This is a genomic window from Bacillus sp. PSXD-155, assembly GCF_049310765.1.
Taxonomy (GTDB): Bacteria; Bacillota; Bacilli; order Bacillales; family Bacillaceae_G; genus Bacillus_A; species Bacillus_A cereus.
In genome coordinates this window covers 199,663-212,772 of sequence record NZ_JBMOWC010000003.1, presented here as the reverse complement: position 1 = coordinate 212,772, position 13,110 = coordinate 199,663, and the positions used below count along the sequence as shown (strand labels likewise).

Below are 13,110 nucleotides of genomic sequence, written 5' to 3'. Positions count from 1 at the left end.
CCTCAAATATTATATTAAATATTGACCAAAAAAACTAGGTGAAATCGATTCTTTTATTACATTACCATACCGCCATCAACATTTAACGTTTGACCTGTAACATATTTGCTTTGATCAGAAGCAAAAAACGTTACAGCATTCGCGATATCTTGCGCTTCACCAAATTGAGCAGCTGGAATAACTTTTAACATTTCGGCTTTAATATTCTCATCTAGTACATCAGTCATATCAGTCGCAATAAAGCCTGGCGCAATTGCATTCACAGTAATATTTCGACTTGCTAACTCTTTTGCAGATGTTTTTGTTAATCCAATAACACCCGCTTTAGCAGCAACATAATTAGCTTGCCCTGGGTTTCCTATAACACCCACAACAGAAGCGATATTTATAATTCTACCATGACGTTGACGCATCATATAACGAGATACTGCTTTTGTACATAAGAATACACCTTTTAAGTTTGTATTAATAACTGTATCCCATTCTTCTTCTTTCATACGCATTAATAAATTATCTTTTGTTACACCAGCATTATTTACAAGAATATCAACTTGTCCAAATGTATCTACTGTTTGTTTCACCATATTTGTAACATCATCAGCATTTGCAACATCTGCTTTTACCGCAATTGCATCAGAACCTAATTTCTTAATTTCATCTACTACTTCATTTGCTTTTTGTTCATTACCCGCATAATTTACTACTACATTTGCCCCTTGTTTCGCTAAATCGATCGCAATCGCGCGACCAATTCCACGTGAAGCGCCAGTTACTAATGCTACCTTCCCTTTTAACATCAGTTTTCTCCTCTCAAATTTGAAATGGTATCTTTTAATGTCTCTTCATCATATATCGCATATGCTTTCACTGATGAATCAATTGACTTCATAAGTCCAGCAAGTACTTTTCCAGGTCCAATTTCAATAAATGTATCTACTCCCTGCTTCACCATACATTCAATAGACGGGTACCATAATACAGGCGAATAAAGCTGTTCGATTAACTTTTCTTGAATGTCGGCACCACGTGTAATAACATCCGCCGTAACATTTGCAATAACAGGAATATTCGTATCATGAATTGTAATTTCATTTAAAACACTTTGGAACTTCTCAGCTGCCGGCTTCATAAGTGAAGAATGGAATGGCCCACTTACTTTTAGTGGAATTGCTCTCTTTGCACCATTTTCTTTCGCTCTTTGAGAAGCAAGCTCTACGCCTTGCTTCGTTCCAGAAATTACAATTTGCTTCGTACTATTCATATTAGCGATTTGCACTGCATATCCTTCACTTGTTACTTCTTCTGTAACTTGTTTCAGCATATGTGGGTCAGCACCTAATATAGCTGCCATTGCACCATCCCCGCCCGGAACAGCTTCTTCCATATATTCCCCGCGTTTCCTTACAGCATATACCGCATCTTCAAAAGTTAATGCACCAGCTGCTACAAGAGCGCTATATTCACCTAAACTATGACCAGCGACAAAGTCAGGTGTAATGTCATACTCTTTCAAAGCTGTCAAAATAGCAAAACTCGTTGTTAATAATGCAGGCTGAGCATTTGTTGTTAATGTAAGCTTTTCCTGCGGTCCTTCAAAAATCACTTCTGAAAGTGAATCTTCCAACACCTCATCTGCTTTTGCAAACACTTTTGCAACCTCTTTATTATTCTCTGCTAATTGTTTACCCATTCCAACTGCCTGTGAACCTTGGCCCGGAAAAAGAAATGCTATTTTTCCCATTTCAAATCCTCCTCTTATTGGAGTGACTCTTTCTCCATTACGCTTGAAATCGTAGGAATTACTTCTTTCGCTACCATTTCTCTCGTTTGACGAATCGCACTAAATATCGACTGGTCATTAGAAGAACCGTGAGCCTTAATGACAGGTGCTTTCAATCCAAATAATGCAGCTCCTCCATACTCCGAATAATCCATTTTATCTTTTAATACCATAAGTTTTGGCTTTAATACCGCCGCTGCTAATTTGCTCGTAAATGAACTCATTAATTGTTCTTTCAACATAGAGAATAGCGCAAGTGCTGTTCCTTCTAATGATTTCAACGCTACATTCCCTGTAAAACCATCACATACAACAACATCTGCTACACCTTGCAATAAATCTCTTGATTCAACGTTCCCAACGAAATTAATTGGCGCATCCTTAAGCATTGCAAATACTTGCTTTGAAAGCTCGTTTCCTTTTCCATCCTCTGTTCCAACGTTTAATAGTCCAACACGAGGATTTTCAATTCCTCTTACCTTCTCAGCATAAACAGATCCCATTACTGCATATTGATATAAATGAATTGGTTTTGCATCAACATTTGCTCCAACATCTAACATAACAAAACCTTTTCCATCTACAGTTGGCATTGTAGGCGATAAAGCTGGTCGCTCAATTCCTTCCATACGACCGACAACAAATAATCCAGCTGCCATTAAAGCTCCTGTACTACCTGCGGATATACAAGCGTTTGCTTCTCCATCCTTTACTTGCTGTGCCGCAAGTACCATTGAAGCTTGTTTTTTTCGACGAACCGCTCTTACTGGTTCCTCCGTCGATTCTATTTTTTCGTCTGTATGAAGAATAGTAATTCGTTCATCACTCGTTAAGTATTGACGAATTTCCTCTTCTTTCCCTACTAACGTAATATGTAGATCAGAATATTCCTTAATAGCTTTCATTGCCCCTAATACTACAGCCTTTGGAGCGTGATCTCCGCCCATTGCATCTATTGCGATTTTCATAAGTTGTTACCTTCCTCACTATAATTACTAGATCGATACATTTCAAAAGTGCCTGTAAAAACAAGTTCTTCTCCAACGAAGCTACGCACTTTGACAACCGTCCGTCCCTTATCATTCTCTACGTCTTCAACGCGCGCTTTTGCAACAACACGCTCTCCTAATTTTACAGGGCGAATGTATCGAATGGTAGACTTTGCAGTTAAAGCTAATTCTTCATCAATAACCGCAACAGCTAGTGAGTTTGCTTGCGCAAACAGATGATGCCCACGGGCAATTTGATTTCTTTTAAATACATGTTCTACCTTTACTTCAAAGATAGAGATTGCATGTCTATCTAATTCAATATCAATAATTTCTCCGACAACCTCTTCTAACGGTAAAGATTTCACATCTTCTTCATGTTGCTTTGTAGCTACATGTTTAATTCTCTCTCTTAATTCAGGAATAGACAATTCCATACGATCCAGTCGTACTGTTTGTATACTCACTTGAAATTTTTCCGCTAAATCTTCATCCGTAATAAAAGGATTTGATTCGATTGTTTGTTGTAATAATTCTTGTCTTTCTTTTTTACTTCTTCTTTTCTTCATACCGCACCATCCATTTTTATGACTAGGTACTAACAGTAGTATATAATCATTAAAAGTAGAATGCAACAAAAATTTTTGTTGACTCCCTTTAATCGAGCTTCTCTCCTTGGAACACACCTGTCCCATCAAGATACGTACGCAAGGCAGCGTACTGATCATTGTGCCAAAATGCTTCTGAATCTACTAGTATCGCCGCATCTTGCCTTGCTGTTTCTAACGCTCGATAATCGTGTACCATGTCAGCAACCTTAAATTCTGGTAAGCCACTTTGCTTACTCCCAAAGAAATCTCCAGGACCTCGTAATTCTAAATCTTTTTCTGACAATACAAATCCATCATTTGTTTCAGTCATTATGCGCATTCTTTCTTTTCCTGTTTCTGATTTAGGGTCTGCTATTAATAAACAATATGATTGTTCACTACCACGCCCGACACGCCCTCTAAGCTGATGAAGCTGCGATAAACCGAAACGTTCTGCATCATAAATAACCATCACAGTCGCATTCGGTACGTTCACACCCACCTCAACAACCGTTGTCGATACAAGAATTTGCACTTTATTTTCACTAAACTGGCCCATTATCTCTTCTTTTTCCTGAGACGATAATCTCCCATGCATCAATCCAACTTGGCATTTCCCTTGGTAATGATGCGTCAGCATACTATGTAAGTCGATAGCATTTTGCACATCAAGTTTCTCAGATTCTTCAATTAGAGGACAAATAACGTATGCCTGTCTTCCTTTTTTTATTTCCTTCTCAACAAAACCGAGGACGCGATCTAACATATCATGTTTTGCCCAGTATGTTTCAATCACCTTTCTACCTGCTGGCATCTCATCGATTATCGAAACATCCATCTCTCCAAATGCAGTAATTGCAAGCGTACGCGGAATTGGTGTCGCTGTCATAAATAATACATCTGGATTTTCACCTTTCTCCCGTAAAACTCGGCGCTGCGCTACACCAAATCGATGCTGTTCATCTGTAATAACGAGACCCAACCTATGAAATATAACTTCATCTTGAATTAAAGCGTGCGTTCCAACAAGAATATCTATTTCTCCTTGTTCTAACTTCGCTAAAATTTCTCGGCGTCTTGCACCTTTAACAGAACTTGTTAGCAGTTCCACCTTCATACCAAAATGCGAAAACGTTTCAGCAAGCGACTGATAATGTTGCTCAGCTAAAATTTCTGTAGGAACCATTAAAGCACCTTGATAATGAGCTAATTTCGATGCATAAAGGCCAATCGCAGCAACAACTGTTTTCCCAGAACCAACGTCACCTTGTAATAGTCGGTTCATCCGATAAGGAGATGTCATATCTTTTAAAATTTCATCTACAACTCGGCGCTGCGCACCAGTTAATGGGAACGGCAGTGCATCGATAAATTCTTGTAATTCTACTGACGGAATCTCTTTCTTCGTCCCTTTTGAATTTTCCCTCTCCATTTTCCTCAGTGTTTGCATTTTCAGCTGAAATAAGAAAAATTCCTCATATACAAAACGGCGACGCGCTTGCTTTAAATCCTCCTGTCCTACCGGAAAATGCAAAGCCTTAAGTGCTTCATATCTTGGTAATAATTTATACCGGCCTAACAAACCATCCGGTAACACTTCGACTATAGAATCTCCATATTCCTTTAACGCTTGAGCAATAAAACGACGCATCTGTTTTACTGTAAGTTTCCCCTTTACTGAGTAAACTGGCTCCACTTCTTGTTGACGTACAACTGGCCCAAAATGAAGTTCTGATACAGCAATTGTTTGACGATGTTGATCCCATTTACCAGTAATCGTTACCGTTTCATCTAACGTTAATTTTTGCTTATAGTAAGGCCTATTAAAACATACCGCCGTAATTAAATAACGACCGACGAGAACACGAACTGTTAGACGCGATTTCTTCTTACCATAATATTGCAGCAAAGGAGCACTATGAACCTTCCCTTCAACCGTTACACGTTCATCATGCTTTACTTCAGCAAGATCTTTCATCGCATAATCTTCATAACGGTACGGAAAATGTTCTAATAGATGAGAAACTGTATAAATCCCCATCTCATGTAGTAACTCAGATGTTTCTCCTCCGATCCCCTTTACATCCGTAACAGGAACTTGTACAACATCATTCAAGATTCTCACACCCCGTCACATTATTTTCTTTATTGCATTTTATTTGAGTACCAATTAGCATCTGTAATCGCTCTCTTTCACCTTATATATTCTATCATAGGCATTCTAAGAGAAACTACTCAAATCCCTTATATAAAACAAGTAAAAAAGAGCCTCACTATTAGCAGCAAGGCTCTTTTCTCTCTTCAATATGCTAGCCTTTTGAATAAAAACTAGTAATAAACTTCATATTACTACTTCTTATCCATTAGCAAGTAAGTAATCCATTTATTTTCAAAACGAATCTTATCTTATTCTACAGAGAAGATGAAAGAATACACTGGTTGGTTTCCAGCATGCACTTCTACTTCTGCATCTTCAAATTTCTCTTCTACAAATTCAACTAACTCCGCTACTTCTTCGTCAGTTGCATCTTCACCTTGTAGAATCGTTACGATTTCAGAATCTTCATCAATAAGCGCTTCTAGTAATTGCTTCGCAGCTCCTACTTTTTCAGCATTTGTAGATACAATTTTTCCATCTGCAATACACATGAAGTCATCTTTTTGAATTGCTACACCATCAATTTCCGTATCACGTACAGCATACGTAATTTGACCTGTTTTCACATGAGATAAAGCTTCTTGCATGTTTTCTTCATTCTCTTCTAACGTTCCAACTGGGTTAAATGCTAACATTGCTGCCATACCTTGAGGAACTGTTTTCGAACGAACAACAATAACTTCTTGATCTACAACTGATGCTGCTTGTTCTGCTGCCATTACAATATTTCCGTTATTCGGTAAAATAATGATTTTTTCAGCATTTGCTTCTTCAATTGCCTTCACGATATCCTCCGTACTTGGATTCATCGTTTGACCACCTTCGATAACTTTCGTTGCGCCGATGCTCTCAAATAAAGTTTTAATACCAGACCCCATTGCCACAGTTACGATACCATATGGTTGTTTTTCTTTCGATTGAGCTGGTTGTTCAGGAACCATAGCAGGTTCATCTAATAAAGCAGTATGCTGTTCACGCATATTTTCTACTTTAATCTTAATTAAACTACCGTATTTTTGCCCGTAGTTCATAGCGTCTCCAGGATGTTCTGCGTGGATATGAACTTTTACAATTTCATCATCAGACACAACTAGTAGAGAATCACCATATACACTAATATCTTCACGGAATTTTTGTTCAGAGAAATTATGCTCTTTCACCTTTTCAGCCTCTAATTTCACCATGAACTCCGTACAATATCCATACTTAATATCTTCTGTACTCAATTGGCTTTGTACACTACGGTGATGTTCTGCGCGTACCATCTCATTCATAGATGTTTGCGTCGGTGCATCAGAAGAAATCGTTTCTCCTTTTAAGTCAGCTAAAAATCCTTCGTATACCACTACAAGACCTTTACCACCGCTATCTACAACGCCAACTTGTTTTAATACAGGTAATAAATCTGGCGTACGATTTAACGATGCGTTTGCTTCTTTCACAACGTCTTCCATAAACAAAACAAAGTCGCGCTGTTTTTTCGCAACTGTTACTGCATATTTACCCGTTTCTCTTGCAACCGTTAAAATCGTTCCTTCAATCGGTTTCATAACCGCTTTATAAGCCGCCTCTACTCCAGCTTCTAGTGCTGCAGCAAAATCAACTGTTGTTAATTCTTCTTTTTGTTCAATGGATTTAGAGAAACCACGGAACAACTGAGATAGAATAACTCCAGAGTTACCACGAGCTCCCATTAATAATCCTTTGGCTAAACTTACGCCGACTTTACCAGCATGCTGTGAAGGATTTGCTTTCACTTCACGCGCACCTGAAGTCATAGATAAGTTCATGTTTGTACCGGTATCGCCATCTGGAACTGGAAATACGTTTAATGCATCAACAAGCTGAACATTATTTGTTAAATTATTCGCTCCTTGCATGATCATTTGTGATAAACGTTTTCCATCAATTTTTTGAATTGACACAGATTTTCCTCCTTAATGCACATTACAAGTTTATTACTTTAACTCCTTGTACGTAGATGTTTACAGAATCTACTGCTAGTCCTACAGTTTGATCTAATGTATATTTCACTTTCGTCTGCACATTATGTGCCACTTCTGAAATTTTCGTACCATAGCTCACAATAATATACATATCAATATGTACTTCATCTTCATCTTTACGAACAATAACACCTCTAGTGAAGTTTTCTTTTCGTAAAATGTCTGTTAATCCATCTTTTAACTGATTTTTTGATGCCATACCTACGATACCGTAGCAATCTACCGCGGCACCTCCAGCAATTGTTGCAATTACATCTGTACTAATATCAATTTGACCGTACTTCGTTTTAATTTCAATTGACATCTCGTTTCCCCCTTCATAAATGGTGAAAGTGAGCTAGACTACTTTAGTTACTATCATATAATCTTTTTAAAGAAAATTCCATCGTTCTTTCTTTTCACTCTCATATTTTATGTTTTAAATTACACTTTTTTATGATGAGCAAAATAGTCCATTGTTATTATACAACATGTACCACTATAATATGTCAAGCAATTTTTATGGATTTTAACTTTTCTTCATTGACATATAGTGTCAAGTAAATTTTCTTGATTTCTTTTTTCTACGGTGTTGCATTCTCTTTTTAGTTGTGTTAAATTATAGTAGTGTTTTTAGCATCGCATAAAAGACTAACATTGAAAAATTACGTATGGTAAGGTATCAAGGGAGGGAAATATAAATGGCTCGTGTTTGTGCTATTACTGGAAGAAAAGCTCGTTCTGGTAACTCTCGTTCTCACGCAATGAACGCTACAAAACGTAAGTGGGGCGCTAACCTTCAAAAAGTTCGCGTACGCATCGACGGAAAAGTTCAACGTGTTTACGTTTCTGCTAGAGCATTAAAATCTGGCAAAATCGAACGTGTTTAATAATAAAAAAAAGAGCCGATAGGCTCTTTTTTTACTATAACAATGGAAAAAGCACCGGTGATAGGTGCTTTTTTTAATCTTTTTTGAAGGTATTTAACATTGCACGAACAATTCCACCAAGAAATTTAGGTAACTTAATTGTATAAAATCTCATGGTTTCCCTCCTAATCCCCATTACTCCACTTGGTCACTATATGATGTAAGGAGCAAAATTGTTTCTTCAATCAGTGCTTCTTATCAACATTAATATGCCAGAAGTAAATGAAAAAGTACCTTTTTCCTCAACGAGTTCGTTACTAATACAAAGTGTTGATCCCCACTCTATTGTTTTATTAGTAAGAGGGTACTTAAAACCAAACAATGTAATCCCTTCCACTATTTCAGTAACTGGTACAAAAGATACATAAGGAAAATTTTTATTTTCTTCAATTATATGTGTACCCACTTTTTTAACTGTTATTTCATTTTTATTGTCCACAATACACATTTCTATCTCTACTTCTAACCCTTTTAAAAGCATTTGTATATTTGCCAAACCGTGATCAAGTCTTCCACCGGTAGCACCAAAAATACGAATTAGTGCCGGCTTCTGTCCTAATGCCCAGTTGATTGCAATTTCTAAATCCGTTTGATCTTTTTCCCGCGGAACAATATGTAATTCGTTCGTTTGCTGTCCCATCCATACTAATTCTTCTTCAGTAACTGAATCGTAATCTCCAAACGCAACAGCCGGGGTAATCCCTTTCTTTAATAGACGGTATACTCCCCTATCAACCGCAGCCCACACTACTTCCTTATTCTCATATCGAGCAAAATCTGCGCAATATTCCGAAGGTCCTCCTGCCAAAATATGAATAATCATTTTTTTCCCCTTCCATTGTAAAAAGGCAATCTGCCATTCGGTAGATTGCCTTTTTACATATTTTTACCCTATCCTATGAATACCTTACTAGGATAAAAGTTCATCACTACCCACGAATTACGCGAATTGCTTCACCGCGGTCTTTTTGATTGTATACTGCTGATCCAGCTACAAGTACATTTGCTCCTGCTTCCACACAAAGTCTTGCTGTTTCAGCATTTACACCACCATCAACTTCAATTTCTACTTCTAGATTGCGCTCTTTCACCATGTCTGCAACTTGTTTAATTTTCGGTAATACAGAATGGATAAACTTCTGTCCACCAAATCCAGGGTTTACTGTCATAAGTAATACCATATCTATATCTTCTAATACATGCTCAATCACTGAAACTGGCGTATGTGGATTTAATACAACGCCCGCTTTAATACCGTGAGATTTAATTAACTGAATTGTACGATGCAGATGTGGACACGCCTCTACGTGAACAGTAATAATATCCGCTCCCGCTTGTGCGAAAGTCGGGATATAGTTATCAGGATTTTCAATCATTAAATGTACATCTAATGGTAATGATGTAATTGGACGGATAGCTTCTACAATTAATGGTCCAATCGTAATATTTGGTACGAAATGTCCATCCATTACGTCAACGTGAATGTAATCCGCTCCGCCCTTTTCTACATCTTTAATCTCTTCCCCTAATTTTGAAAAATCTGCTGATAAAATCGATGGTGCAATTTTAATCATAACTAATACCTCGGCTTTCTCTCTCTAATTTCTTCTACGAATTGTTTATAGTTCTTATAGCGATATTCTGTAATCTTCCCTTCTTCAACCGCAGCTTTCACAGCACATTTCGGTTCAGAAAGATGTGTACACCCTCTAAATTTACAGTATTGGCTCGCTTCTTTCAACTCTGGAAAACAATATGTAAGATCTTCTACTTCTATATCAATGAAATCTAGTGAACTAAAACCCGGTGTATCTGCTACTAGTCCACTCCCAATTGCAATTAATTCTACGTGTCTTGTCGTATGCTTCCCGCGTCCTAAATGGGAGGAAATATCATTTGTTTTCAGCTCTAATTCTGGACGTAGCACATTAAGCATTGAAGATTTCCCAACACCAGATTGACCCGCAACAACAGAAACACAATTTTCTAAGTATGGTTTTAATATATCAATACTTTCTGACGTATTAATAGAAGTAAATAAAACATCATAACCCATCTCACGATAATCATTCGCATAAGCTTCAACAGTTGCTTTCATCTTTTCATCTACTAAATCCATCTTGCTAATACAAATAATTGGCTTAATGTTATGATATTCAATCAGCACTAAAAATCGATCTAACAGTCCAGGATTAAAATCTGGTTCTACTGCAGAGAACACAAGGATCGCTTGATCGACATTAGCAATAGGAGGTCTAACAAGTTCATTTTTTCGATCAAACACTTCAAGCACATAACCTTCAGTTGGATTATCTGCCTGAAAAACAACTTGGTCTCCTACAAGTGGTGTAATTTTATTTTTTCTAAATACACCTCGCCCACGACATTGCGTAACCCCTTCTTCATGCTGCACGTAATAAAACCCACTTAAAGCTTTTATAATTTTTCCTTCTGGCATAGAATTCTCCTTTTTTTGTATAAGGTGATGCTGAATTTAAAAATGAATGGATTTAAATTTTCCAAATAACGATTTCAAAACCTACCATATATACTTTCGCTAATATACATTAAATTTCCCATTAAATGCAAAAAAATATTTACAGCTGCATCACTTTACTAGCTTTTTGAATCATATATTTTTGCCTGCTATACCGTCCACTTTGTAGACAGCATAACAGGCAATAATAATAAGTAGTTCACTATTATTGAGTTGGATATGGTACTTCTTTATCAATAATCGTTACTCCATCTCGTACAATTTTATAGTGTCCCTTTGAACCTTCTTGAATTACAAATTCTAAAGAAATAGTCGCTGATTCAGTAATTGTTCTCGTTTCAACCGGTCTATCCATTTTTTGCTGCATGTCTTCTTTATAAATTTCTATTGTTTGCGGCTTTTTTTCACCTGTTACAGCAGGCTCATATGGGATAGAGATATTGTCCACTTTTACCGTTTTAGTCACTTTAGGCTTTTGACCATCAGAGATAATAATAGTTACTTTATCTCCCTCTTTTAATGGTGTACCTGGTTTTGGAAATTGCGAAATTACAAGTCCTTTTTCGACTGAATCTGAGTACTCTCGTTTTATATCTGACGTTAGTTTTCTCTCATTCAAATAACCAGTTACACTATTTTCAGTCCACCCCGAAAAGTCACCTGGTCTAATTTGATAAGGACCTTTACTTACCCAAATTTTCAGTTCTTGCTCCGCTTCTATAACCATTTGATCAGGCGTCGGAATTTGCTCTACAATTTCACCTTTCGGCTTATCATTTTCAATATAATTTACTGTAACTTGTTTATATTTTTCTTCTAACTCAGCTTTTACACTCTCAAAGTTTTGCCCTGTGAAATTCGCCATCTTACTTTTCTTTTTTCCACCTGATTGATAGATAGTAATTTTAGCGTTTTCTTTTACGACTCTTCCTGCTACAGGTTCCGTTTTTATTACATCCCCAACTTCAATATCATCTGTATATACAATATTAGGCTCCGTCACCTCAAAGCCCTTTTCTACTAACGTATTTACAGCTGTCGTGTATTTCATACCAGCCACATCAGGAACTTTCACATCTTTCGGAATAAATAATCCTGGAATAACCGTAAGCGCTAATGTTATTCCTATTGCTAAAAATAAAAATGTTGAAATTAAAACTTTAAGCCACTTGTTACTCCGTTTTTTCTTCTTATCTAACTCAGCTGCTTCTGCTCTTATCGGTTCTTCCACCTTACTCCCTTTTAAAACAATCGTTTCATCACTTACATTTTCAAATAATTGTTCTTGTTGAATAATCGGAATCGCTTTCGTCGCTTCCATATCTTCTGGTATGTAAAATGGTTGCTCATTTATCCTCTCTGGATATAGCGCAGTTTCAATATCTCGCTTCATAGCATTGGCAGATTGATATCGATGAAAAGGATCTTTTGCAGTTGCCTTTAATATAATATTTTCAACACTTTGCGGAATATTTTCATTCCATCTTTTTGGTGATGGGATTTCACTTTGTAAATGTTTTAAAGCTATAGCAACAGCAGATTCGCCAGAAAACGGTTGTCTTCCTGTTAACAATTCAAACATAACTATTCCAAGAGAATAAATATCCGATTGTTTATTTGCTATCCCGCCACGTGCCTGTTCTGGTGATAAATAATGGACTGAACCCAGTACTGAATTTGTATGTGTAATTGTTGTTGCACTTGTAGCTGTCGCAATTCCAAAATCTGTTACTTTTATTATTCCATCAGCTCGAATTAAAATATTGTGCGGCTTTATATCACGATGCACAATTTCAAAATGATGGGCGTGTGCCATGGCGGATGTTAACTGCTCCATAATATCAAGAGCTTCTCCTATAGGTAACATACCTCGCTCAATTATGTATTGCTTCAATGTTTGCCCGGGTACATATTCCATGACAAGATAATATATACCATCTTCTTCTCCGACATCATACATATTCACAATATTTGGATGCGACAACGTTGTAACAGACTGCGCTTCTCGATGGAAACGTTTAATAAACTCTTCGTTATTTGAGTAGTCGAGTCTTAATATTTTTACCGCTACATCTCGGCCAAGTATATCATCATGAGCTAAATATACATTGGCCATTCCGCCACCACCAATCATTTTCAGCAGCTTATAACGGTCATTTAAGCGTTTTCCAATCAGCACGTT

Annotated in this window: 13 protein-coding genes; 1 reads left to right on the top strand and 12 read right to left on the bottom strand. The window is 37.0% G+C overall.

The genetic code is table 11. The annotated features are described in order from the left end of the window. Positions 1–56 precede the first annotated feature (56 nt). The 7 genes from fabG to ACO6VI_RS03900 all read right to left on the bottom strand — a co-directional run bounded on the left by fabG (position 57) and on the right by ACO6VI_RS03900 (position 7,827). A complete protein-coding gene (gene fabG, locus ACO6VI_RS03930; protein WP_000911769.1) occupies positions 57–797 on the bottom strand; it encodes a 3-oxoacyl-[acyl-carrier-protein] reductase in 741 nt (246 codons plus the stop codon). Next, a complete protein-coding gene (gene fabD / locus ACO6VI_RS03925; RefSeq protein WP_063548485.1) occupies positions 797–1,741 on the bottom strand; it encodes an ACP S-malonyltransferase in 945 nt (314 codons plus the stop codon). The genes fabG and fabD overlap by 1 nt, the downstream gene beginning before the upstream one ends. 14 nt (positions 1,742–1,755) lie before the next feature. After that, positions 1,756–2,748, bottom strand: a complete 993-nt coding sequence (plsX, locus tag ACO6VI_RS03920; protein ID WP_063548487.1) for a phosphate acyltransferase PlsX — start codon at positions 2,746–2,748, stop codon at positions 1,756–1,758. Then, positions 2,745–3,338, bottom strand: a complete 594-nt coding sequence (fapR, locus tag ACO6VI_RS03915; RefSeq protein ID WP_000747349.1) for a transcription factor FapR — start codon at positions 3,336–3,338, stop codon at positions 2,745–2,747. Before fapR ends, plsX begins: the two co-directional genes overlap by 4 nt. Positions 3,339–3,426: 88 nt before the next feature. Next, a complete protein-coding gene (gene recG / locus ACO6VI_RS03910; RefSeq protein WP_063548489.1) occupies positions 3,427–5,475 on the bottom strand; it encodes an ATP-dependent DNA helicase RecG in 2,049 nt (682 codons plus the stop codon). Between the two features lie 290 nt (positions 5,476–5,765). Next, positions 5,766–7,442, bottom strand: a complete 1,677-nt coding sequence (locus ACO6VI_RS03905) for a DAK2 domain-containing protein (protein WP_000027131.1) — start codon at positions 7,440–7,442, stop codon at positions 5,766–5,768. Positions 7,443–7,464: 22 nt separating this feature from the next. Then, positions 7,465–7,827: an Asp23/Gls24 family envelope stress response protein gene (locus tag ACO6VI_RS03900; RefSeq protein ID WP_000021109.1), complete on the bottom strand. Its 363-nt coding sequence runs from the start codon at positions 7,825–7,827 to the stop codon at positions 7,465–7,467. 376 nt (positions 7,828–8,203) lie between these two features. Here ACO6VI_RS03900 and rpmB point away from each other — a divergent pair, with 376 nt between their 5' ends. Continuing rightward, on the top strand, positions 8,204–8,392 hold the full coding sequence (gene rpmB, locus ACO6VI_RS03895) for a 50S ribosomal protein L28 (RefSeq protein WP_000124776.1): 189 nt from the start codon (positions 8,204–8,206) through the stop codon (positions 8,390–8,392). 73 nt (positions 8,393–8,465) lie between these two features. Here the strand turns inward: rpmB and spoVM are convergent, their stop codons facing one another. The 5 genes from spoVM to pknB all read right to left on the bottom strand — a co-directional run bounded on the left by spoVM (position 8,466) and on the right by pknB (position 13,107). After that, a complete protein-coding gene (spoVM, locus tag ACO6VI_RS03890; protein WP_001213599.1) occupies positions 8,466–8,546 on the bottom strand; it encodes a stage V sporulation protein SpoVM in 81 nt (26 codons plus the stop codon). 66 nt (positions 8,547–8,612) lie between these two features. Continuing rightward, positions 8,613–9,254, bottom strand: a complete 642-nt coding sequence (locus tag ACO6VI_RS03885; protein ID WP_063548491.1) for a thiamine diphosphokinase — start codon at positions 9,252–9,254, stop codon at positions 8,613–8,615. Between the two features lie 106 nt (positions 9,255–9,360). Then, a complete protein-coding gene (rpe, locus tag ACO6VI_RS03880) occupies positions 9,361–10,005 on the bottom strand; it encodes a ribulose-phosphate 3-epimerase (protein WP_000589974.1) in 645 nt (214 codons plus the stop codon). A 2-nt stretch (positions 10,006–10,007) separates the two neighbouring features. Continuing rightward, positions 10,008–10,889 (bottom strand): ribosome small subunit-dependent GTPase A, encoded by an 882-nt coding sequence (gene rsgA / locus ACO6VI_RS03875; protein WP_001113932.1) that lies wholly within the window; start codon positions 10,887–10,889, stop codon positions 10,008–10,010. Between the two features lie 244 nt (positions 10,890–11,133). Then, positions 11,134–13,107, bottom strand: coding sequence for a Stk1 family PASTA domain-containing Ser/Thr kinase (gene pknB / locus ACO6VI_RS03870; protein WP_000904746.1), 1,974 nt, complete (start codon positions 13,105–13,107; stop codon positions 11,134–11,136). Between the last annotated feature and the right edge of the window lie 3 nt (positions 13,108–13,110).